The sequence below is a fragment of the Citrobacter arsenatis genome, from assembly GCF_004353845.1.
Lineage (GTDB): Bacteria > Pseudomonadota > Gammaproteobacteria > Enterobacterales > Enterobacteriaceae > Citrobacter > Citrobacter arsenatis.
Map to the genome: position 1 here is coordinate 4,651,521 of NZ_CP037864.1, position 22,812 is coordinate 4,674,332.

At 52.5% G+C, this 22,812-nt stretch carries 24 protein-coding genes and 2 tRNA genes; 7 read left to right on the top strand and 19 right to left on the bottom strand.

Annotation, left to right across the window (positions count from 1 at the left end; translation table 11 throughout):
* Positions 1-60 precede the first annotated feature (60 nt).
* Positions 61-137: transfer RNA gene (locus E1B03_RS23340), tRNA-Met, on the bottom strand.
* Between the two features lie 334 nt (positions 138-471).
* Here E1B03_RS23340 and argG point away from each other — a divergent pair.
* Positions 472-1,815 (top strand): argininosuccinate synthase, encoded by a 1,344-nt coding sequence (gene argG, locus E1B03_RS23345; protein WP_003024998.1) that lies wholly within the window; start codon positions 472-474, stop codon positions 1,813-1,815.
* Between the two features lie 209 nt (positions 1,816-2,024).
* Here argG and E1B03_RS23355 read toward each other — a convergent pair.
* The 3 genes from E1B03_RS23355 to E1B03_RS23365 all read right to left on the bottom strand — a co-directional run bounded on the left by E1B03_RS23355 (position 2,025) and on the right by E1B03_RS23365 (position 3,514).
* Positions 2,025-2,111: transfer RNA gene (locus E1B03_RS23355), tRNA-Leu, on the bottom strand.
* 9 nt (positions 2,112-2,120) lie between these two features.
* Complete coding sequence (gene secG, locus E1B03_RS23360) at positions 2,121-2,453, bottom strand: preprotein translocase subunit SecG (RefSeq protein ID WP_133087022.1); 333 nt, start codon at positions 2,451-2,453, stop codon at positions 2,121-2,123.
* Positions 2,454-2,620: 167 nt separating this feature from the next.
* Positions 2,621-3,514, bottom strand: a complete 894-nt coding sequence (locus tag E1B03_RS23365) for a LysR family transcriptional regulator (RefSeq protein WP_133087023.1) — start codon at positions 3,512-3,514, stop codon at positions 2,621-2,623.
* A 148-nt stretch (positions 3,515-3,662) separates the two neighbouring features.
* Here E1B03_RS23365 and iadA point away from each other — a divergent pair, with 148 nt between their 5' ends.
* Positions 3,663-4,796, top strand: coding sequence for a beta-aspartyl-peptidase (gene iadA, locus E1B03_RS23370; protein ID WP_133087024.1), 1,134 nt, complete (start codon positions 3,663-3,665; stop codon positions 4,794-4,796).
* A 10-nt stretch (positions 4,797-4,806) separates the two neighbouring features.
* On the top strand, positions 4,807-6,273 hold the full coding sequence (dcuC, locus tag E1B03_RS23375) for a C4-dicarboxylate transporter DcuC (protein ID WP_103769875.1): 1,467 nt from the start codon (positions 4,807-4,809) through the stop codon (positions 6,271-6,273).
* Positions 6,274-6,318: 45 nt separating this feature from the next.
* Here the strand turns inward: dcuC and glmM are convergent, their stop codons facing one another.
* From glmM to rlmE, 4 genes are all read right to left on the bottom strand, one after another.
* Entirely contained in the window at positions 6,319-7,656 is a 1,338-nt protein-coding gene (gene glmM / locus E1B03_RS23380; protein WP_103769876.1) for a phosphoglucosamine mutase, read from the bottom strand.
* Complete coding sequence (gene folP, locus E1B03_RS23385; RefSeq protein ID WP_103769877.1) at positions 7,649-8,497, bottom strand: dihydropteroate synthase; 849 nt, start codon at positions 8,495-8,497, stop codon at positions 7,649-7,651. The genes glmM and folP overlap by 8 nt, the downstream gene beginning before the upstream one ends.
* A gap of 98 nt (positions 8,498-8,595) precedes the next feature.
* Positions 8,596-10,530 carry an ATP-dependent zinc metalloprotease FtsH gene (ftsH, locus tag E1B03_RS23390; protein ID WP_103769878.1) on the bottom strand — a complete coding sequence of 645 codons (1,935 nt, stop codon included), beginning with the start codon at positions 10,528-10,530 and terminating at the stop codon, positions 8,596-8,598.
* Positions 10,531-10,629: 99 nt separating this feature from the next.
* Complete coding sequence (gene rlmE / locus E1B03_RS23395; RefSeq protein ID WP_003025015.1) at positions 10,630-11,259, bottom strand: 23S rRNA (uridine(2552)-2'-O)-methyltransferase RlmE; 630 nt, start codon at positions 11,257-11,259, stop codon at positions 10,630-10,632.
* A 125-nt stretch (positions 11,260-11,384) separates the two neighbouring features.
* On the opposite strand from rlmE, the gene yhbY reads away from it, so the two are divergent.
* Positions 11,385-11,678 carry a ribosome assembly RNA-binding protein YhbY gene (gene yhbY / locus E1B03_RS23400; protein ID WP_003025016.1) on the top strand — a complete coding sequence of 98 codons (294 nt, stop codon included), beginning with the start codon at positions 11,385-11,387 and terminating at the stop codon, positions 11,676-11,678.
* A gap of 153 nt (positions 11,679-11,831) precedes the next feature.
* Here yhbY and greA read toward each other — a convergent pair whose 3' ends face one another.
* On the bottom strand, positions 11,832-12,308 hold the full coding sequence (gene greA, locus E1B03_RS23410) for a transcription elongation factor GreA (protein ID WP_016154674.1): 477 nt from the start codon (positions 12,306-12,308) through the stop codon (positions 11,832-11,834).
* Positions 12,309-12,556: 248 nt separating this feature from the next.
* Here greA and dacB point away from each other — a divergent pair, with 248 nt between their 5' ends.
* Positions 12,557-13,990 (top strand): serine-type D-Ala-D-Ala carboxypeptidase, encoded by a 1,434-nt coding sequence (dacB, locus tag E1B03_RS23420; protein ID WP_133087025.1) that lies wholly within the window; start codon positions 12,557-12,559, stop codon positions 13,988-13,990.
* A gap of 119 nt (positions 13,991-14,109) precedes the next feature.
* On the opposite strand, the gene cgtA is transcribed toward dacB, so the two are convergent.
* From cgtA to rplU, 4 genes are all read right to left on the bottom strand, one after another.
* A complete protein-coding gene (gene cgtA / locus E1B03_RS23425; protein WP_016154676.1) occupies positions 14,110-15,282 on the bottom strand; it encodes an Obg family GTPase CgtA in 1,173 nt (390 codons plus the stop codon).
* Between the two features lie 15 nt (positions 15,283-15,297).
* Positions 15,298-16,263 carry a DMT family transporter gene (locus E1B03_RS23430; RefSeq protein ID WP_103769881.1) on the bottom strand — a complete coding sequence of 322 codons (966 nt, stop codon included), beginning with the start codon at positions 16,261-16,263 and terminating at the stop codon, positions 15,298-15,300.
* A gap of 127 nt (positions 16,264-16,390) precedes the next feature.
* Entirely contained in the window at positions 16,391-16,648 is a 258-nt protein-coding gene (gene rpmA / locus E1B03_RS23435) for a 50S ribosomal protein L27 (protein WP_003025030.1), read from the bottom strand.
* 19 nt (positions 16,649-16,667) lie between these two features.
* Positions 16,668-16,979 (bottom strand): 50S ribosomal protein L21, encoded by a 312-nt coding sequence (rplU, locus tag E1B03_RS23440; protein ID WP_003025032.1) that lies wholly within the window; start codon positions 16,977-16,979, stop codon positions 16,668-16,670.
* Between the two features lie 258 nt (positions 16,980-17,237).
* Between rplU and ispB the strand changes: the two genes are divergently transcribed.
* Both ispB and sfsB read left to right on the top strand, forming a co-directional pair.
* Positions 17,238-18,209 carry an octaprenyl diphosphate synthase gene (gene ispB, locus E1B03_RS23445; RefSeq protein ID WP_103769882.1) on the top strand — a complete coding sequence of 324 codons (972 nt, stop codon included), beginning with the start codon at positions 17,238-17,240 and terminating at the stop codon, positions 18,207-18,209.
* A gap of 221 nt (positions 18,210-18,430) precedes the next feature.
* The gene (gene sfsB, locus E1B03_RS23450) at positions 18,431-18,715 is read left to right on the top strand and encodes a DNA-binding transcriptional regulator SfsB (protein ID WP_103769883.1); all 285 of its coding nucleotides are present in this window, start codon (positions 18,431-18,433) and stop codon (positions 18,713-18,715) included.
* A gap of 61 nt (positions 18,716-18,776) precedes the next feature.
* On the opposite strand, the gene murA is transcribed toward sfsB, so the two are convergent.
* From murA to mlaE, 6 genes are all read right to left on the bottom strand, one after another.
* Positions 18,777-20,036 carry a UDP-N-acetylglucosamine 1-carboxyvinyltransferase gene (gene murA, locus E1B03_RS23455; RefSeq protein WP_087052964.1) on the bottom strand — a complete coding sequence of 420 codons (1,260 nt, stop codon included), beginning with the start codon at positions 20,034-20,036 and terminating at the stop codon, positions 18,777-18,779.
* A 53-nt stretch (positions 20,037-20,089) separates the two neighbouring features.
* On the bottom strand, positions 20,090-20,344 hold the full coding sequence (gene ibaG / locus E1B03_RS23460) for a BolA family iron metabolism protein IbaG (protein ID WP_003025040.1): 255 nt from the start codon (positions 20,342-20,344) through the stop codon (positions 20,090-20,092).
* Between the two features lie 169 nt (positions 20,345-20,513).
* Positions 20,514-20,807 carry a lipid asymmetry maintenance protein MlaB gene (gene mlaB / locus E1B03_RS23465; protein WP_103769884.1) on the bottom strand — a complete coding sequence of 98 codons (294 nt, stop codon included), beginning with the start codon at positions 20,805-20,807 and terminating at the stop codon, positions 20,514-20,516.
* Entirely contained in the window at positions 20,807-21,442 is a 636-nt protein-coding gene (gene mlaC / locus E1B03_RS23470; RefSeq protein WP_133087026.1) for a phospholipid-binding protein MlaC, read from the bottom strand. The genes mlaB and mlaC overlap by 1 nt, the downstream gene beginning before the upstream one ends.
* A gap of 18 nt (positions 21,443-21,460) precedes the next feature.
* Entirely contained in the window at positions 21,461-22,018 is a 558-nt protein-coding gene (gene mlaD, locus E1B03_RS23475) for an outer membrane lipid asymmetry maintenance protein MlaD (RefSeq protein ID WP_103769941.1), read from the bottom strand.
* A gap of 4 nt (positions 22,019-22,022) precedes the next feature.
* Complete coding sequence (gene mlaE, locus E1B03_RS23480; protein WP_003025053.1) at positions 22,023-22,805, bottom strand: lipid asymmetry maintenance ABC transporter permease subunit MlaE; 783 nt, start codon at positions 22,803-22,805, stop codon at positions 22,023-22,025.
* Between the last annotated feature and the right edge of the window lie 7 nt (positions 22,806-22,812).

Below are 22,812 nucleotides of genomic sequence, written 5' to 3' on the forward strand. Positions count from 1 at the left end.
AATCCAGCTACGAAGGCCTAAGTCTTCACAGTATATTTGAAAAAGAACTCTAAGGGAAAGTGGTTGCGGGGGCCGGATTTGAACCGACGACCTTCGGGTTATGAGCCCGACGAGCTACCAGGCTGCTCCACCCCGCGCCTGAAACGTGGCAAATTTTACTCGTTTTGGGTAAAAAATGCAAATACTGCTGGGATTTGGTACCGAGGACGGGACGTAAAATCTGCGCACAGTATATTGATTCACTATGGGTTATGTCAACCTTGTTACGACTATGCAAATCAATGAATGCTGGCCAGCGGATGTCCGGCAATATAAATGTGCCATCCACGCCGTTATTTAACGAAATTATCACTAAACTCTTCCTGTCATCCAGAAAAGATGATTAAATGAAAACTCATTTATTTTGCATAAAAATGCAATTAGTATAATAAGCCGACCTCTTCACCAGTCTATCAAGCAGGGTTTTATTTTATGACGACGATTCTCAAGCATCTCCCGGTAGGTCAACGTATTGGTATCGCTTTTTCCGGCGGCCTGGACACCAGTGCAGCACTGCTGTGGATGCGACAAAAAGGGGCTGTCCCATATGCATATACTGCGAATTTGGGCCAGCCGGATGAGGATGACTATGACGCCATTCCTCGCCGTGCAATGGAATATGGTGCTGAGAATGCTCGCCTGGTAGATTGCCGTAAGCAGCTGGTTGCCGAAGGGATCGCTGCCATTCAGTGCGGTGCATTCCACAATACCACTGGCGGTCTTACCTATTTCAATACCACCCCGCTGGGCCGGGCAGTCACCGGTACCATGCTGGTTGCCGCCATGAAAGAAGATGGCGTAAACATCTGGGGTGACGGTAGTACCTATAAAGGTAACGATATTGAACGTTTCTATCGTTATGGTCTGCTGACCAACGCCGAACTGCAGATTTACAAACCATGGCTGGATACCGATTTTATCGATGAACTCGGCGGTCGCCATGAGATGTCCGAATTTATGATTGCCTGTGGTTTCGACTACAAAATGTCCGTTGAGAAAGCGTACTCCACAGACTCCAATATGCTCGGCGCGACCCACGAAGCAAAAGACCTCGAGTTCCTGAACTCCAGCGTCAAAATCGTCAACCCGATTATGGGCGTGAAATTCTGGGATGAGAGCGTGAAGATCCCGGCGGAAGAAGTCACCGTGCGTTTTGAGCAGGGTCATCCGGTTGCGCTGAACGGTAAAACCTTCAGCGACGACGTTGAGATGATGCTGGAAGCCAACCGTATCGGCGGCCGTCACGGTCTGGGTATGAGCGATCAGATTGAAAACCGTATCATTGAAGCGAAGAGCCGTGGCATCTACGAAGCCCCTGGGATGGCATTGCTACATATCGCCTACGAGCGTCTGCTGACCGGTATTCACAACGAAGACACCATTGAGCAGTATCACGCACACGGTCGCCAGCTTGGTCGTCTGCTGTATCAGGGTCGTTGGTTTGATTCCCAGGCGCTGATGCTGCGTGACGGTCTGCAGCGTTGGGTTGCCAGCCAGATTACCGGTGAAGTGACGCTGGAACTGCGTCGTGGTAATGACTACTCAATCCTCAACACTGTATCTGACAATCTGACTTATAAACCAGAGCGACTGACGATGGAAAAAGGCGACTCCGTTTTCTCTCCGGACGACCGTATCGGTCAGTTGACCATGCGTAACCTGGATATTACCGACACCCGTGAGAAGCTATTCGGCTATGCGCAGTCTGGCCTGCTGACCGCGTCTTCCACAACCGGCCTGCCGCAGGTCGAGAATCTGGAAAATAAGGCGAAGTAAAGAATCACCATCTTAAGGCCGCGAAAGCGGCCTTTTTTATGCGCGGAATATGTAGGCCTGATAAGCATCTGTTATCTGTAGGTCGGATAAGGCGTTTACGCCGCCATCCGACATTATTACAACGCCTGATGGCGCTACGCTTATCAGGCCTACAGCCACAAATGACAGACGAAAAAAAAGACGCTTTGCAGCGTCTTTTTCCTGGAATTTGGTACCGAGGATGGGACTCGAACCCACAAGCCCGTTAGGGCACTACCACCTCAAGGTAGCGTGTCTACCAATTCCACCACCTCGGTACAGAATACTTAGCGTGGGATATCGCTGGTCGGCTGAGCCGGAGCAGTTGGCTGAGTTTGCTCGGTTTTCGCCGGTGCGCTCAGATTTTCCCACTCACTTCCTTTATTGGTCTTGTTGCTGTTCATGTTACCCAGCACCAGACTGATGATGAAGAACAAGGTTCCCAATACAGCTGTCATGCGGGTCATGAAGTTACCAGAACCACTTGAACCGAACAGAGTACCAGAAGCGCCTGCGCCAAAAGAGGCTCCCATATCAGCGCCTTTGCCTTGCTGCAGCATGATCAAGCCTACCAGGCCAATTGCCACAATAAGGAAAACTACTAAAAGAGCTTCGTGCATAATCAACCTGTTCCTTGCGGAGTTGCCGCGTACAATGCTTCGACCATTAAAGCGGGAATGTTTACTGTTTCCCACTGAAGCGGGTGTGAATACTAACCAAAGCGAATAACCTTCGCAAGGGCAATTTGTTAGCATTGTATCAACTGCGGAAAAAATCGCCATATCAATCAAAAACGCAGCAACTTCTCCCAGCATCTCTGCATGACGGCGCGTTGATCTTCAAGATTCGCCCATACCACAACGGGGATTTCACAAATCAGGTCTGCGGTTTCGGGCCAGCAGTGAATAATTTGCTGGTTCACCAGCTCTTCCGCCACCATTGATTCGGGTAACCATGCCATGCCCATATGGCGCAGCACCATTTCTCGTATCGTTTCGCTTAAACCACTCTCAAACACTTTTTTCAGACGTGGGCGGACACGTTGTTCTGCCGGCTCAATAATGCGTCTGACAAAGGTATAATCGCTATAGCAAAGCCACGGGATCGGTACCTGCGGATCGTTAAGCACGTTAGCCAACTGGGCAGAAATAACCGGTATAAATCGCTCATACCGCCATAGTGAACGTTTTAACCCTCCGGCAATCTCCAGCCCTGGCTGCGCAGACGGTAAATCATAGGTCACCAGCAGATCGATTTGCCGGTCTATCAGGGCGTTAAAGTGATTGTCTATCCCCTGAATGCTGGCATTTACCGTAAAATTAAGCTGCGGCTCACTCTGTCGCAGATAGTTGATCATATCCGGCAGGATATTCACCGACAGCGTATGCAGACTGACCATGACCAGCGTGTTATCCGTTGCTGGCGTCATCGCCGATAGCTCGTGCCGCGCCTCTGTTAACGTACTGAGGACGTGCCGGGCATAGGGTTCAAAGCGTTCACCATAGCGCGTCAACGTAACGGGCGTCGTGGTCCGGTCAAACAGCGGCACCCCCAGCACCTCTTCCAGCGCCTTTATCCGCCGACTGAGTGCAGGTTGAGTAATATGCCGCTGCGCAGCGGCCTGGGAGTAGTTTCCATGCTGGCTCAATGCCAGAAAATCTTCCAGCCACTTACAATCCACGTTGAACTCTCCACCATGCCATAACCGCATCCTCCAATAACAAATCGGTAATAGTCATATTTATAGTAATGGCTTTAAGGTGGGCATCATAACAACAATATTCCGTTTCACCTGCCGACTCTCACCCTCGACGTTTGACAGGATCGATATGTTTACTTTATTAACCAATGCCCGTGTTTTTTCTCCCGAGGATTTAGGCCTCTGCTCCCTGCTCATTCACGCCGACCGCATTGTGGCGGTAGAAAAAGATATTACTCTGTTTGATGGCGTTAACGACGTTATTGATTGTCGGGGAAAATGGGTTATCCCCGGCATCATCGATCAACATGTCCATCTTACTGGTGGCGGTGGCGAAGCTGGATTTGCCAGCCGAACGCCAGCCGTTAAGCTGCGTGATCTGATTCAGGCAGGCATTACCACGGTTGTCGGCGTGTTGGGTACCGATGCCATTTCTCGTTCCCCCAAAGATCTTTACGCCAAAATGCAGTCTCTCAACCTTGAGGGTTTACGCGCGTTTATGCATACGGGAGCCTACGCCGTTCCCAGCCCAACCATTACGCGATCCATCCGCGATGATATGGCCTTTATTCCGGCGATCCTTGGCGTAAAAATCGCCCTCGCCGATCACCGAGGTTCTTACCCCTCTTTCCAGGAATTGCTGAGAATAGTCAGCGATATCCGCGTGTCTTCCCTGCTGGCAGGGAAAAAAGGGTTGCTGCACGTTCACCTGGGGAATCTGCCGGAAGGGATGTCACAGCTTATTGAGCTGTGCGATGCGGGCATTCCGATCCACCACATTTCACCGACCCATGTTGCGAGAACAGAGTCCTTATTCGAACAGGCAATTGCTTTCGCCCATCGCGGCGGCCATATCGACGTGACGTCCGGTGGCAGTCGTTTTATGCCTCAGGAGCAGGCGATCCTCCACGCTCTGGAAGCCCAGGTTCCGGCCGATCGCATCACGGTAAGCTCTGATGGTAATGGCAGCGTGCCACGCTTTAACGCCCAGGGGATTGTGGAAGGCCTAAGCGCGGCACCGGTCGCAGGTAACCTTAATCTGCTACCTCGCCTGATTGATGTGGGGATCCCAGTTCCACAAGCGATCGCGATGCTGACGGCAAACGTAGCGCGCTCGTTGGGTATTTCCGGCGGCGTGCTCTGCGCCGGGGAACGTGCCGATATTTGCGTACTCAATGATGACCTCTCGCTGGCCCATCTGTTTGCGGCGGGCAAGCCGCTGTTGCGCGATGGCGAGTGCCTGGTTACCGGCAACTTCGAGTAAGGGGGGGAGAATGTCATTATTACTGGCGCTACTCGCCATCATTTTTGCCGGACGTCTGATCCTTAAAAAATATCATCCCCAGTCGGTGCTGCTGTTGACCGGGATTGTGCTACTGCTTATCGCGCATTTTAGCGGGATGACCACGCTCAGTAGCCTGGTGAAAAAGAGCACCGGATTTGGCCCCTTTGACGCCTTTGAGTTTATTCGCGATACCCTGAGCGTGCGCCTCGGCGGCCTGGGGCTGCAAATTATGCTGATTGGTGGTTTCGCCACATACATGTCAGCCATTGGCGCAAGCCAGGTGCTGGTTCGGGTAACGTCTCGCCCTTTGCAGCGCCTGAACTCACCGTATCTGTTGTTGGGGTTGGCGCTGTTGCTGGGTCAATTCCTGTCGCTGTTTATCAGCAGCGCCACCGGGTTGGGTCTGCTGTTGATGGCGACGCTGTACCCGTTGCTGACCCGTCTTGGCTGTAGCCGCGCCGCCGTTGCCGCCGTTATCGCCAGCACCTGTGCGGTTGAATTTGGCCCAGGTTCTGGTAACTCGGTGCTCGCCGCCAAAACCGCAGGCATCGAGGTGGTAAACTATTTCGTGCAGGATCAATTACCCATCGTCGTGCCCGTCATTCTGTTCATCGCCCTGCTGCATATTGTTGTGCAACGCTTTTTTGACCGTCGGGAAAGTGGTGACAATGTGGCTCAGCAGATGCAGACATTAACGTCGACCGATGAAGCAGATGCACCTATCGCCTGGCTGTTTCTGCCCATGCTGCCGCTGGTGTTGATGCTGGTATGCAGTGATTTAGTGTTCAGTTCGCTCAAGATTACGTTGGATACCGCCGTACTGATAAGCCTCGCTATTACGCTGGTTTGTGAGTATTGCCGTCACCGTAAGGCGCGCGAGGTGATGGCTGGCGTACAAAAAGTCTTCGACAGCATGGGTAGCGTTTTTGCTACCGTCGTGACGCTGATTATCGCTGGTGAAGTCTTTTCAGCCGGACTGAAAGCCATTGGCGCCGTCGATGCACTGCTGTCGCTTTCCGGTGAATTTGGTCTCAGCGCCGCCTCGATTATCCTGTTGATGACCCTTATCACCTTTGCAATTTCAGCGTTGATGGGCTCGGGAAACGCGGCGTTTTTCTCCTTCGCCCCGATGGTACCAGACATCAGTCGTCATATTGGAAGCGATATCGCCGTCATGATGCTACCCATTCAGATCTCGGCGGGTATTGGTCGTACGTTATCGCCTATTGCTGGCGTCATCATTGCTATCGCGGGAATTGCAGGCGTCTCGCCTGTGGATATTGTTAAGCGCACCGCGATTCCGATGCTGGGCGGCTGGTTACTGATGATTACGCTGACTTTTGCCCGCTCAGGGCATTTAATGGCGGTTCTGCCGTGGCTGGCAGTCCTTGTACTACTGATGGTCGGTGGTTACCTCTGGCAGCGCCGACGTAAACAGCCGCTTGCCGTACAGTAAAAAAAAGCCGGAGTCTCAGACTCCGGCTTTCGCTATCTTGAGGGATTAAACCGCTTTTACAGCATCGGCAATACGGTGTGCGAATTCAGTCACCTGCGCTTCGTCCTCACCTTCAACCATCACGCGAATTAACGGTTCAGTGCCTGACTTACGCAGCAGGACTCGTCCACGATTGCCCAGCGCAGCTTCCACCTCAGCCATCACCGCCTTCACGCTTTCATGTTCCAGCGGATCGCCGCTTCCTGCGGTGTAACGTACGTTTACCAACAGCTGTGGGAACATTTTCATGCCGCTGCACAGGTCGTGCAAACTCATATGGTTGCGTACCATCGCCGTCAGTACCTGCAAACCTGCCACGATGCCGTCACCGGTGGTGGTTTTGTCCAGCAGGATCACATGGCCTGAGTTTTCAGCACCGATACGCCAGCCTTTTTCCTGCATTTTTTCCAGCACATAGCGGTCGCCGACTTTCGCACGGGCAAACGGAATACCCAGCTGTTTCAGCGCCAGTTCAAGGCCCATGTTGCTCATCAGCGTACCTACTGCACCACCGCGCAACTGCCCCTGACGCAGGGCTTCACGGGCGATGATGTACATGATCTGATCGCCATCGACCTTATTGCCTTCGTGATCAACCATAATGACGCGGTCGCCGTCGCCATCCAACGCAATACCCAGATCGGCTTTTTCTGCGATCACGCGGGCCTGCAGGGCACGGACGTCGGTGGCGCCAACTTCTTCATTGATGTTGACGCCGTTTGGCTCGCAGCCAATGGCAATCACGTTTGCACCCAGCTCACGCAGTACATTTGGTGCAATGTGGTAGGTCGCACCGTTAGCGCAATCCACCACAATTTTAAGCTCATTCAGGCTCAGTTCGTTCGGGAAGGTGCCTTTGCAAAACTCGATATAGCGACCGGCAGCATCAACGATACGGGTAGCTTTACCCAATTCAGCTGAGTCCACGCAGGTAATCGCTTTTTCCATTTCGGCTTCGATAGCTTCTTCAACCGCATCCGGCAGTTTGGTCCCGTCGATGGAGAAGAATTTAATCCCGTTGTCATAGTACGGGTTGTGCGAGGCAGAGATAACAATCCCGGCTTCAGCACGGAAAGCGCGCGTCAGATACGCAACGGCAGGTGTCGGCATTGGGCCGGTGAACGAAGCCGACAGTCCGGCTGCAGCCAGACCTGCTTCCAGCGCGGACTCCAGCATATAGCCGGAAATACGCGTATCTTTACCGATAATAATTTTACGTGAACCATGACGTGCCAGCACTTTACCTGCAGCCCAACCCAGTTTGAGCACAAAATCAGGTGTAATTGGGGCGTCGCCTACGCGTCCGCGGATCCCATCAGTGCCAAAATATTTACGATTACTCATAGCGTTTTTTTTCCTTTGCAGACAATGTGGCTTCCACCACACGCATCGCTTCTACAGTTTCTTTGACGTCATGGACACGAACGATCTGCGCCCCCTGCATTGCGGCAATGACCGCACACGCAAGACTACCGCTCAGGCGTTCGGATGGCCCCACATTCAGCAACTGGCCAACCATTGATTTTCGTGACATCCCAACCAGCAATGGCAGATCAAAATGATGAAACTCAGCCAAACGTGCCAGCAATGTGTAGTTGTGAGTGAGATTTTTACCGAATCCGAATCCGGGGTCGAGCAACAATTTATCTTTTGTGATTCCAGCCCGCTCGCAACGAGCTATTTGCTCAACAAAGTAACGATTAACATCAGCAAAAACATCCTCGTACTTTGGCGCTTCCTGCATGGTTTTCGGTTGCCCCTGCATATGCATCAGACAAACCGGCAGCCCAGTTTCTGCTGCAGCCTCCAGCGCCCCGGGTTCCGAGAGTGAGCGAATGTCATTAATGATATGTGCGCCAACTCTCGCGCATTCGCGAATCACTTCTGGTTTTGAAGTATCAACCGAAATCCACACTTCAAAACGCTGAGCAATCGCCTCCACAACCGGGATCACTCGCTGCAATTCCTCTTCCACGCTCACATCGGCCGCTCCTGGACGCGTGGATTCACCACCCACATCAATAATAGTCGCCCCGGCATTAATCATCAGGTTTGCGTGTTTTACCGCCTCAACCAGAGAGTTGTGCGCCCCGCCATCAGAAAAAGAGTCTGGCGTGACGTTCAAAATCCCCATGACGTGTGGATGGCTGAGATCCAGTGAAGAACCCTGAGCAAAGAGTTTCATAGTTTTATCCCTGGTAAAATCTTGAATATGCAGATAAGAAAAACCCCGGAGCAAGCCCCAGGGTTTTCAATTAAAACACGGTCATCATCAACGATAACTTATTTGTCGCCCAGTTGCTCTGACATGGTGCCAGAGTCCGGCGCACGCGGTTCATCTACCGGGCGCGGCGCGCTCGGCTTGCCGGTGCTGCCAGAGTTGTTGTTAGAAGAACCCGGTTCTTCCCAACCCGCTGGCGGACGCACGTCGCGGCGAGCCATCAGATCGTCAATCTGCGGCGCATCGATGGTCTCATATTTCATGAGCGCATCTTTCATCGAGTGCAGAATGTCCATGTTATCGTTCAACAGGCGACGTGCACGATCATAGTTACGCTCAATCAGCAGCTTAACTTCCTGATCGATAATGCGAGCCGTTTCATCGGACATATGTTTAGCTTTCGCTACAGAACGTCCCAGGAACACTTCGCCTTCTTCTTCAGCGTACAGCAACGGACCGAGTTTGTCGGAGAAGCCCCACTGAGTAACCATGTTACGCGCCAGGTTAGTCGCGACTTTAATGTCGTTCGACGCACCGGTAGAAACATGTTCAGCACCGTAGATGATCTCTTCTGCCAGACGACCGCCGTACAGCGTAGAGATCTGACTTTCCAGTTTCTGACGGCTGGCGCTGATTGCGTCGCCTTCAGGCAGGAAGAAGGTCACACCCAGCGCACGACCGCGTGGGATAATCGTCACTTTATGCACCGGATCGTGTTCCGGTACCAGGCGGCCGATAATTGCGTGGCCTGCTTCGTGATACGCGGTAGATTCTTTCTGCGCTTCAGTCATCACCATGGAGCGACGTTCCGCACCCATCATGATTTTGTCTTTCGCTTTCTCGAACTCAACCATCGATACAACGCGCTTGTTACCACGAGCAGCAAACAGCGCCGCTTCGTTGACCAGGTTCGCGAGATCCGCACCGGAGAAGCCTGGCGTACCACGTGCAATGATTGCCGCATCGATATCCGGAGACAGCGGTACGCGACGCATATGCACTTTCAGGATCTGTTCACGACCACGAACGTCCGGTAGACCAACCACAACCTGACGGTCAAAACGACCTGGACGCAGCAGCGCAGGGTCAAGAACGTCCGGGCGGTTAGTTGCGGCGATAACGATGATACCTTCGTTACCTTCGAAGCCATCCATCTCAACCAGCATCTGGTTCAGCGTTTGCTCACGTTCATCGTGACCACCGCCCAGACCAGCGCCACGTTGGCGACCTACGGCGTCGATTTCATCGATAAAGATGATGCACGGTGCCGCTTTCTTGGCTTGTTCGAACATGTCACGCACACGAGATGCACCGACACCCACAAACATTTCCACGAAATCAGAACCGGAAATTGTGAAGAAAGGAACCTTCGCTTCACCTGCAATAGCTTTTGCCAGCAGGGTTTTACCGGTACCCGGAGGACCGACCATCAGGACGCCTTTCGGGATTTTACCGCCCAGCTTCTGGAAACGGCTCGGTTCGCGCAGATACTCAACCAGTTCAGCAACTTCTTCTTTTGCTTCGTCGCAACCGGCAACGTCAGCAAAAGTGGTTTTGATCTGATCTTCCGTCAACATGCGTGCTTTGCTCTTACCGAACGACATGGCACCTTTGCCACCACCGCCCTGCATTTGACGCATGAAGAAGATCCAGACACCAATCAGCAGCAGCATTGGGAACCAGGAAATGAAGATAGAAGCCAGCAGGCTCGGCTCTTCAGGCGGCTCGCCAACAACCTTGACGTTTTTGGTCAGCAGGTTATCAAGCAGCTTCGGATCGTTAACCGGGATGTAGGTCGTGTAACGGTTACTATCTTTCTTGGTAACGTTAATCTCACGTCCGTTGATCTTCGCTTCACGAACCTGGTCCTGATTGACCTCTTGCAGGAAGGTAGAGTAATCAACCTTACGGCCATTAGACTCGCTGGGCCCAAAGCTCTGGAATACTGACATCAGCACAACGGCAATGACCAGCCAGAGAATTAGGTTTTTCGCCATGTCACTCAAGGGATTAACCTCATATTACAACTGTGTTAAAAACAGCGTCAGGATACTCTATATCCAGTTTCTTTCAAACTTTCGTTTGAAATCTTCCGGTTATGGTTTACGCCCGGTCGCTACAATATACACTTCACGCGAACGGGCGCGAGAAGAGTCCGGCTTACGAACTTTGACCTTCGTAAACAGGGAGCGAATCTCTCTTAGATACTCATCGAAGCCTTCGCCCTGGAACACCTTCACTACAAAACTACCACCTGGCGCTAATACATCACGAGCCATTCCAAGCGCCAGCTCTACCAGATACATGGCCCGGGGAATATCCACCGCCGGTGTTCCACACATATTTGGCGCCATATCAGACATGACAACTTGTACTTTACTGTCACCTACGCGCTCAAGTAACGCTTTCAGGACTAATTCATCACGAAAGTCGCCCTGAAGGAAGTCCACACCAACGATTGGATCCATAGGTAAAAGATCGCAAGCGATAATGCGGCCAGTGTTGCCGATCTGCGTAACCGCATATTGCGACCAACCACCGGGGGCAGCACCGAGATCAACAATCGTCATCCCCGGTTTAAAAATTTTGTCACTTTGCTGTATTTCATCAAGTTTAAACCAGGCACGGGAACGTAACCCCTTTTTCTGCGCCTGTTGAACATATTTATCGCTAAAGTGTTCCTGAAGCCAGCGACTCGAGCTGGCAGAACGCTTTTTACCTGTCATTTCACATTCCCAAAGGGCAGTTCATCGTAACCAATGGTGTAAATTTCTACACAGCTATTTGGTGATATATGGGAGATGGCGGTAGAATGACCCGTTTTCAATCCCAACGTAAGCAAAAATATACGATGAATCTGAGTACTAAACAAAAACAGCACCTGAAAGGTCTGGCACATCCGCTCAAGCCTGTAGTTATGCTTGGCAATAATGGTTTGACCGAAGGGGTACTGGCCGAGATTGAACAAGCGTTAGAGCACCATGAACTTATCAAGGTGAAAATCGCCTCGGAAGATCGCGATACTAAAACCTTGATCGTGGAAGCTATCGTACGCGAAACCGGCGCCTGTAATGTACAGGTCATCGGCAAAACGCTGGTACTGTATCGCCCGACTAAAGAACGTAAAATCTCGCTGCCACGCTAAGAATATCCCAAAGTTGCACACGAAGTTTGTGTAAAACGCGGGGTTTTCCGCTAGCAGGAGAGCAAAATGCCACGCTCTCTTCGTTGATAAAAGGCCGCTATGCGGCCTTTTTCCTTTCTTTACAATGTATCAACATCTTAACCAAGATGCGAATTACAGGTATTCTACCTTCGTTACTTCATATTCCACTTCACCGCCCGGCGTTTTAATCACCACCACGTCATCCTGCTCTTTACCGATCAGGCCACGAGCAATAGGCGAGTTCACCGAAATCAGGTTCTGTTTAAAATCGGCTTCATCATCGCCAACAATACGCCAGGTCTGTTCTTCGTCGTTATCGAGGTTCAGCACGGTAACCGTCGCGCCGAAAACTACACGACCATTGTTCGGCATTTTAGTGACGTCGATAACCTGTGCGTTGGACAGTTTAGCTTCGATATCTTTAATGCGTCCTTCGCAGAAACCCTGCTGTTCGCGCGCCGCGTGGTATTCCGCATTTTCTTTCAGGTCACCATGCTCGCGCGCATCGGCGATAGCGGCAATGATTTCAGGACGGCGCACAGATTTCAGAAAATCCAGCTCTTCGCGCAGTTTTTCAGCACCACGTAAGGTCATCGGGATAGCTTGCATTTGTTATACCTCTTGAACATTCCTGTAGGGGGTGGTTGCTCTCACCCCGGCTGCTAAGCCCACTCTGGCATACGCCATGCCAGAGTCAGAAGCAAAAAAATACCGACCCGGGGCTCAGGACCCCAGGTCAGCTACAATTCTCTATTTGATGATCATTTTACCCTGGAGTTCCCTATGGGTCATCGTTTACTTTTTGGGGCGTTGCGCCGTAGTATGACGGCCTGTTTCCAGGTTGTTAGCGCGAGATTATGCGATTTTCCAGATTTACCATCGGATTGACTGCCAGTATAGCGTTCAGCGTTCAGGCTGCGAACGTCGACGAGTATATCAATCAGCTCCCTGCCGGGGCCAACCTCGCCCTTATGGTACAGAAGGTTGGCGCACCTGCACCCGCTATTGATTTTCATAGCCAGCAGATGGCACTGCCCGCCAGTACCCAGAAAGTGATCACCGCGCTGGCGGCATTGATTCAGCTCGGGCCTGACTTTCGTTTTACCACCACGCTTGAGACCAAAGGCAACGTGGAAGGCGGTGTATTGAAAGGTGACTTAGTGGCGCGATTTGGCGGCGATCCGACGCTAAAACGCCAGGATATTCGCAATATGGTGGCAACCCTGAAAAAATCAGGTGTGACGCAAATTGCCGGAAATGTCCTGATCGACACCTCTATTTTTGCCAGCCATGATAAAGCGCCCGGTTGGCCCTGGAACGACATGACGCAGTGTTTTAGCGCACCGCCCGCAGCGGCCATTGTCGATCGTAACTGTTTCTCGGTTTCGCTTTACAGCGCGCAAAAACCCAACGATCTCGCCTTTATCCGCGTGGCATCTTACTACCCGGTCACCATGTTCAGCCAGGTACGAACTCTCGCTCGTGGCTCTGCCGAAGCGCAATATTGTGAACTGGACGTGGTTCCTGGCGATCTCAACCGCTATACGTTGACCGGATGTCTCCCCCAGCGCGCCGATCCGCTGCCGCTGGCATTTGCTATTCAGGACGGCGCCAGTTATGCCGGGGCGATAATCAAAGATGAGCTAAAACAAGCAGGTATAACTTACAGCGGCACTCTCCTGCGCCAGACGCTGGTCAACGAACCGGGAACCATAGTCGCCAGTAAGCAGTCGGCACCGCTGCATGACCTGCTTAAGATTATGCTGAAAAAATCGGACAACATGATTGCCGATACCGTGTTCCGCATGATTGGTCATGCACGATTTAACGTGCCAGGCACCTGGCGGGCGGGTTCTGATGCCGTACGCCAGATTTTGCGTCAGCAAGCGGGGGTTGATATTGGTAACACGATTATTGCCGACGGTTCTGGCCTCTCCCGCCATAACCTGATTGCCCCGGCGACCATGATGCAGGTGCTGCAATATATCGCTCAACACGATAATGAGCTGAACTTTATCTCCATGCTGCCGCTGGCGGGCCATGACGGCTCCCTGCAATACCGTGCCGGTCTACATCAGGCAGGCGTGGATGGCAAAGTATCGGCGAAGACAGGCTCGCTGCAGGGGGTTTATAACCTCGCAGGCTTCATCACCACGGCAAGCGGTCAGCGCATGGCATTTGTGCAGTATCTGTCTGGTTATGCGGTAGAACCTGCAGACCAGCGTAATCGCCGTATTCCATTGGTACGCTTCGAGAGTCGGTTGTACAAAGATATTTATCAGAACAACTAGCGGGGTGTGTTGCCGGATGGCGGTTGAAGCCGGATGGCGACGCTGATGCGTCTTATCCGGCCTACTAAAGCGCGTAGGCCCGGTAAGCGCGAGCGCCACCGGGCCATTGCCAAAAAGAATTAACGCTTGTAGATGAACTCAACGCCTTCTTCGTCGTCTTCGTCCCAATCGTCATCCCAGTCATCTTCTGCTTCGTCTTCGACTTCAGCGAGCTGCTGGCGGTGATAATCATCCCACATGAACTCAACTTTCTCAGGCTGTTTCGCTTCTTCAGCCTGAACAATCGGGTTCTCGATGATAAAGGTCATCACATCCCAGCAGAGATCTTTCACGCCCAGCTGACTGGCGGCGGAAATCAGGTAATATTTACCTTCCCAACCCAGCGCTTCGGCGATCGCTTTCGCTTTTTCTTCTGCTTCAGCCTTGTCCAGCAAATCAATTTTGTTGAACACTAACCAGCGCGGTTTAGATGCCAGATCCTGACTGTATTTTTCCAGTTCGCCAATAATGATACGGGCGTTTTCTACCGGATCGGAACCGTCAATCGGATCGATATCGATGAGGTGCAGCAGCACGCGGCAACGTTCCAGGTGTTTCAGGAAGCGGATACCCAGGCCTGCGCCTTCAGCCGCGCCTTCAATCAGCCCCGGAATGTCGGCAACCACAAAGCTCTTTTCGTTATCCATACGCACCACGCCCAGGCTTGGTACCAGGGTGGTGAACGGATAATCAGCCACTTTCGGCTTCGCCGCGGATACCGCACGAATGAACGTCGATTTACCGGCGTTTGGCATGCCCAGCATACCCACGTCCGCCAGCAGCATCAGCTCCAGCATCAGATCGCGCTTATCGCCCGGCGTACCCATCGTTTTCTGACGCGGAGTACGGTTGACCGAGGATTTGAAACGGGTGTTACCCAGACCGTGCCAGCCGCCTTTAGCGACCATCAGACGCTGACCGTGCTTGGTCATGTCGCCCATGGTTTCGCCCGTGCCCTGATCGATAACACGCGTACCGACAGGTACTTTAATCGTGACGTCTTTACCACGCTTACCGGTGCAGTCACGGCTCGCGCCATTCTGGCCACGTTCCGCACGGAATGATTTTTCAAAACGGTAATCGATCAGTGTGTTCAGGTTTTCGTCGGCCTCCAGCCAAACGTCACCGCCGTCACCGCCGTCACCACCGTCCGGACCGCCTTTTGGGATGTACTTTTCGCGGCGGAAGCTGACGCAACCATTACCGCCATCACCTGCAACGACCAGAATCGATGCTTCATCAACAAACTTCATTTTACTCTCCGTAAATCATTCGCCTGAGCGGGGTTGCGAAACCACCGTTTCATGCTTACGTAAACCGCCCCAAATTCGATGACCAATGGCGGAATACATCGCGCCCGCAACCACGATAAACGCACCGAGATAACCTAATAGGTTTAGCATCGGTCTGGCGAAGAAATCGGGCCAGGCCAGTGATAATAAATCTGAAAATAACAACGTAAACAGCGGAGTGAGCGTGATAATGGCGCTCACCTGCGCCGCCTGCCAACGCGCCATCGCTTCCGCGAGAGCGCCGTATCCTACCAGCGTATTCAGGCCACAGAATACCAGGCATGCCAGCTGCCAATCGCTGAGCTGCGTGATGACACCGGGTTTAGCCAGCGGCAACAACGCAATCGTACATAAAGTGTACAGTAAAAACAGGATCTGCGGTGACGCCAGGCGGCGCAATAACACCTTTTGCGCGACTCCATAGCTCACCCAGACCATCGCCGCACCGACACCAAAGATAACGCCCCATGTGTAATCGGTGAGTCGGGTAAAAATTTCGATCAGACTGGTATTAAAAAACAGAACCAGGCCGCTCAGAAGCATAATGGCGCCAATCACCTGCGTGCCGCGCATCTTTTCTTTCAGGATAAAGACGCTGGCGACCATCATACCAACCGGTGACAGCTGCCCGATAACCTGCGAAGCCGTTGGGCTTAAATATTGCAAGGATGAACTAAACAGAATGAAGTTACCGAACAGCCCACCGGTCGCGATAGCCAGCAGTATCAGCCAACGCGCTTTGCGAAAAATACGCAACGGAGGGAGCTTCTTTTTAACCGCAAGAATAGCGCCAAGGCCAATGCTTGCCATTAAAAAACGGTAGAACACCACGGTAGGAGGCTCCATCACCTCCAGCACTTGCTTCATTGCTATTGGCAAAGCGCCCCAACACACTGCGGTTGTGAGTGCTAACAGAATGCCAATGCCTGCCTGCTGCTTCATGCCGTATTCCCTGCAAGAGCTCGTTTCCGGGTTGTCACGGCGCGACGAGCGTATTTACCGGCCGTCGAATGTAAAAAGCCCCGCAACGTGTTGCGGGGCTTTTATCCGTTACCGGGACGCGAAAAACTTATTCAGCAACGATGCTGATGAATTTACGGTTTTTCGGGCCTTTCACTTCAAATTTCACTTTACCGTCTGCTTTAGCAAACAGAGTGTGGTCTTTGCCGCAACCAACGTTGGAGCCAGCGTGGAATTTAGTACCACGTTGACGAACGATGATGCTACCAGCCAGAACTGTTTCACCGCCGAAGCGTTTTACGCCCAGACGTTTAGCTTCTGAATCGCGACCGTTACGAGTCGAGCCGCCAGCCTTTTTATGTGCCATTTAATCTGCTCCCCTTAACTTAAGCGCTGATGCCAGTGATTTTCACATCAGTGAACCACTGACGATGGCCCTGCTGCTTACGGTAGTGTTTACGACGACGAAACTTAACAATTTTAACTTTCTCGCCACGACCGTGAGCAACAACTTCAGCTTTGATAACGCCGCCATCAACGAAAGGAACGCCGATTTTGACTTCTTCACCGTTTGCGATCATCAGAACTTCAGCGAATTCAACAGATTCGCCAGTTGCGATGTCCAGCTTTTCCAGGCGAACGGTCTGACCTTCGCTTACTCGGTGTTGTTTACCACCACTTTGGAAAACCGCGTACATAAAAAACTCCGCTTCCGCGCACACCTTTTTGATGATTCAGAGTGCGCTATAAATATTCACAATAGGGCGCGAATATTACGCAAAACGCGAGCCTTTGACAAGTGCTACCGTCAATACATGAAGAAAAAAAACACAACACGTACGGTAACGTTTATCTACGGCGTTTTTTCAGTACAATCAGCATATATTTATAACCCTAAACCCGACGTTACCTTCTCATACAGTAAGGTAATCGGGGCGAGAAGCCCGGCTTTTGCGATGAATTTAGAAAAAATCAATGAGTTAACCGCGCAAGATATGGCGGGGGTCAATGCGACAATCCTTGAACAGCTCAATTCCGACGTCCAGTTGATCAATCAACTGGGGTACTACATCGTTAGCGGCGGCGGAAAACGCATTCGCCCAATGATCGCCGTACTTGCAGCACGTGCCGTCGGCTACCAGGAAAATGCGCACGTTACGATTGCGGCCCTCATCGAGTTTATCCACACCGCGACCCTGTTGCACGACGATGTTGTGGATGAGTCCGACATGCGCCGCGGGAAAGCTACGGCGAATGCGGCCTTTGGCAATGCGGCCAGCGTGCTGGTCGGCGATTTTATCTATACCCGCGCTTTTCAGATGATGACCAGCCTCGGTTCGCTGAAAGTGCTGGAAGTCATGTCGAAAGCGGTCAACGTCATCGCCGAAGGTGAAGTCTTGCAGTTGATGAACGTCAACGACCCGGACATCACCGAAGAAAACTATATGCGCGTCATCTACAGTAAGACCGCGCGTTTGTTTGAAGCGGCAGCCCAATGTTCTGGCATTCTGGCCGGTTGCAGCGAAGAGCAAGAGAAAGGGCTGCAGGATTATGGCCGTTATCTCGGTACCGCTTTCCAGTTAATTGACGATTTGCTGGATTACAGCGCAGATGGCGAGCAACTGGGTAAAAACGTCGGCGATGACCTCAACGAAGGTAAACCAACGCTACCGCTGCTGCATGCGATGCGCCACGGCACTCCAGAACAAGCGCAAATGATCCGCCAGGCCATTGAGCAAGGTAATGGTCGTCACCTTCTGGAGCCGGTTCTGGATGCAATGAACGCCTGTGGTTCCCTGGAGTGGACTCGCCAGCGTGCAGAAGAAGAGGCTGATAAGGCCATCGCTGCGCTGCAGGTGCTGCCTGATACGCCATGGCGAGAAGCACTGATTGGTCTGGCGCATATCGCCGTACAGCGCGACCGTTAATTCCCTCCAGCATCCTCTCCCATCCCGTGCTCTGCACGGGATGCTCTTATAAGCTCCAATAACACCCCTCCATTTTCCTGTAAGCAAAACAAAACCTTGGCATATTCTGAATATACTCACACTTTACATGAACATTTTAGAACATTCATTCTCCGGGAGTTATAGTGTCGACACAACCGATCGTGGAAACGTAAGTCGTTAACCAAAGGAGAGATGAATTTATGGAAAGCAAGCTGATTGACTGGCATCCGGCCGACATCATCGCCGGGCTGCGCAAGAAAGGAACTTCAATGGCCGCAGAGTCACGTAGGAATGGGTTAAGTTCATCAACGCTTGCCAATGCCTTGACCCGCCCGTGGCCAAAAGGTGAGTTGATTATTGCCCATGCGCTGGGCACCGACCCATGGGTGATTTGGCCGTCACGCTATCACGATGCCAAAACACATGAGTTCATCGACAGAACGCGGATGATGAGGGGACGTAGAGAAAAAAAGAATCCTGAATGAATACTAAGCTGTAACCCCCGGTCCACAGAACAGAACGGGGGGTTACAAGAGGCGTGGACGATTACTCGCCTTTCACGCGCTCAATGTTTGCGCCCAGCGCACGCAGTTTATCTTCAATGCGCTCATAGCCGCGATCGATGTGATAAATACGGTCGACTACCGTCGTACCTTCAGCAATACACCCTGCCAGCACCAGGCTTGCGGATGCGCGCAGATCGGTCGCCATAACCTGTGCGCCAGAGAGCGTTTCCACGCCGTGGCAAATCACGGTATTGCTTTCGATTTCTGCGTGAGCGCCCATACGGCTCAGCTCAGGTACGTGCATAAAGCGGTTCTCAAACACGGTTTCCGTGATGAAGCCCGTCCCTTCTGCCACCAGGTTCAGCAATGTGAACTGGGCCTGCATATCGGTTGGGAATGCCGGGTGCGGCGCAGTGCGCACATTGACCGCTTTCGGACGTTTGCCATGCATGTCGAGGCTAATCCAGTCTTCACCGACTTCGATATCCGCACCTGCATCACGCAGCTTCGCCAGAACGGCATCCAGCGTATCCGGCTGTGCATTACGGCAGATAATTTTGCCGCGAGAAATCGCCGCTGCGACCAGGAAGGTACCGGTTTCGATACGATCTGGCAGGACGCGATAGACACCGCCGCCGAGACGCTCAACGCCTTCGATGGTAATGCGATCGGTACCCTGGCCCGTGATTTTAGCGCCCAGCGCAATCAGGAAGTTCGCGGTATCCACGATCTCCGGCTCGCGCGCGGCGTTTTCGATAATGGTGGTACCTTCGGCAAGCGTTGCAGCGCACATGATAGTAACCGTCGCGCCAACGCTCACTTTGTCCATGACGATGTGCGCGCCTTTCAGACGGCCATCAACGGACGCTTTCACATAGCCTTCTTCCAGCTTGATCGTCGCGCCTAACTGTTCCAGACCGGTAATGTGCAGGTCTACCGGACGTGCGCCGATGGTGCAGCCGCCCGGCAGTGAAACCTGGCCCTGACCAAAGCGGGCAACCAACGGCCCGAGCGCCCAGATGGACGCACGCATGGTTTTCACCAGATCGTACGGTGCACAGAAGACGTTCACGTCACGGGCATCAATGTGCACGGAACCATTACGCTCAACTTTCGCACCCAGCTGACTCAGCAGCTTCATTGAGGTGTCAACGTCCTTTAGTTTCGGGACGTTTTGGATCTCTACAGGTTCTTCAGCCAGCAGCGCCGCAAACAGGATCGGCAGTGCGGCGTTTTTAGCACCTGAAATTGTGACTTCGCCCTGGAGCTTGGTTGGCCCCTGAACACGAAATTTATCCATTATTCTGTTCTCTGTTAAAAATTTATCTTCGCTACCGGCACATCACCCGTAGCTCAAAAACCGTTAAGTTTGCGATCGCGCGCCCATTCCGCCGGGGTAAACGCCTTAATCGACACGGCATGAATGCGGTTGTCCGCAATGTACTCCATCAACGGGCCATAGACCGATTGCTGCTTCTTGACCCGGCTCATGCCTTCAAACATCTCACCCACGGCAATAACCTGAAAGTGACTGCCGTCGCCAGAAACGTGGACTTCCTGGAGGGAGAGTGCATTCATCAGCACGCTCTGAATTTCATTATTTTCCATGGGCTCTTCATTCGTCAGATAGTGAAAACAGCCCAACATCTTAGAGCAAAGTGGCGCTGTCATAAATAAGCAAAAAGCCTCGCTGATGAATCAGACAAGGCTTTAATGGCAGATCCCCCACCGAGGGGTTGCCGGATAGCGGTACAAGACCTTATCCGGCCTGGAAAAATTAACGTGGGAGAACGTCGTCAGGCAAATTGTAAAGCTGCGCCAGCGTGTAAACTTTATCGTTAACGCCAGCGAGCGAAACGCTGTTCCCCTGCTGCTTACCCTGATTAATCAAGTGCAGCAGTAATGCCAGACCACCGGTATCCACCCGGGAAACCTGGTTCAGGTCGATGCAGGACACCCCTTTCATCGCCTCAACTCGCGCATCCCATAATGGGTTTAACACGTCCTGATCCAGCTCTCCCACCAGCACCAGCTTGTCGCCATCACGCGTCCAGGTGAGTGACTGCGTCATTATTTTTTCTCTTCCAGAGTAATTTTCTGCTGAGAAATGGATTTCAACTGTGCCGTCAAGCCATCGATACCTTTCGTACGCAGCAGGTCGCTCCACTCATTTTGTTTGGTGGTGATCATACTTACGCCTTCGGCAATCATGTCATACGCCTGCCAGTTACCGGTCTGAGAATTTTTACGCCACTGGAAATCCAGACGTACCGGAGGGCGACCGTTTGGATCGATGATGGTTACGCGAATAGGCACGATAGTCGCATCACCCAGCGGCTGTTCAGGGGCAATCTGATAGGTCTGGCCGTGGTACATCGCCAGCGCCTGACCGTAAGCCTGCTTCAGATATTCACGGAATGCGGCGAAATAGGCCTCACGCTGAGCCGGTGTCGCCTCTTTGTAGTAACGGCCCAGCACCAGCGCGCCGGCATACTTAACCTGCACATAAGGCAGCAGTTCCTGATCGACCACCTGACGCAGGTAATCCGGGTTGGAACGGATTTTTGGTTGTTCGTTCTTCAGACGGTCAAAAGTCTTCTGCGCCGCCTCATCCATCAGTTTGTACGGGTTCGTCTGGTCGGCTGCGGTTGCCGCGCTAAGTGGGGCAATCACCAGCATAGCCACCATCATCAATCGTTTAAACATACGTCGATTCTCCTGAGATTAATTCGTTGCGCCCGCAGGCGTAGTGGCTTCATTATTGCCTTCAGTTGCGGCTGGCGCATCGCCAGAATTCTTATTGTCATCACCTTTACTGTTGCTGTTGTAAAGGAACTGACCAATCATATCTTCCAGCACCATCGCGGATTTCGTGTCCTGAATCGTACCGCCATCTTTGAGGATAGACGTTCCCAGCTCAGGATCTTCAAAACCCACGTTCAGCGCCAGATACTGTTCACCCAGCAGACCGGAAGTACGGATGCTCAGTGAACTGGTGTCCGGAATATGGTTAAAACGTGATTCGATTTCCAGCGTCACGCGCGGGAGGTACGTTTTCGGATCTAACGAGATGTCCGATACGCGTCCAACCACCACCCCGCCAATCCGCACCGGAGAGCGCTCTCTCAGGCCGCCGATATTATCGAAGGTCGCATAAATCGTGTAAGTCGGCTCAGTACGCATTGAGGTAACGTTCGCTGCCTTCAGGCAGACAAACAGCGCAGCCAGCAGCGCAACCAGCAGGAATAACCCGACCCAAATTTCATTTTTTTTCGTTTGCATGAACTCAATTCCCAAACATCAGTGCGGTCAGCACAAAATCCAGCCCCAGAACGGCAAGAGAGGCGTGCACAACGGTGCGTGTCGTTGCCCGGCTAATCCCGGCAGAGGTCGGGATCGCATCATAACCATTGAACAATGCAATCCAGGTGACCGTAATGGCGAACACCACGCTCTTAATCAGACAGTTGACCAGGTCCAGACGCCAGTCGACGGCATTTTGCATCGCCGACCAGAAAAAGCCGGCATCAATCCCTTTCCAGCTTACGCCAACCAGCGAACCACCCCAGATCCCCACCGCGACAAATATAATCGTCAGCAGCGGCAAAGAAATGACACCAGCCCAAAAACGCGGGGAGATCACCCGGCGCAGTGGATCGACGGCCATCATTTCCAGGCTGGAAAGCTGTTCGGTCGCCCGCATCAGACCAATCTCTGCGGTTAAGGCCGATCCGGCCCGCCCGGCGAACAGCAGCGCCGCAACAACTGGTCCCAGTTCACGTAACAATGACAGTGCCACCAGCATGCCGAGGCTGGTTTCCGCGCTGTAGGTCGTCAGCACCAGATATCCCTGCAACCCCAGCACCATACCGATGAACACACCAGAAACAATAATGATCAGCATCGATAAGACACCGACATTATAGAGCTGGCGTATCAGCAGCGGCGCATGTTTGCGAAATTCCGGTTTGCCGACAACCGCATTGAACAACATTAATCCGGCTCGCCCGAACGTCCTGAGGGTTTTAATTCCCCGATGTCCGAGTGATGCCAGCGCATTTAACAACATGGGTGGC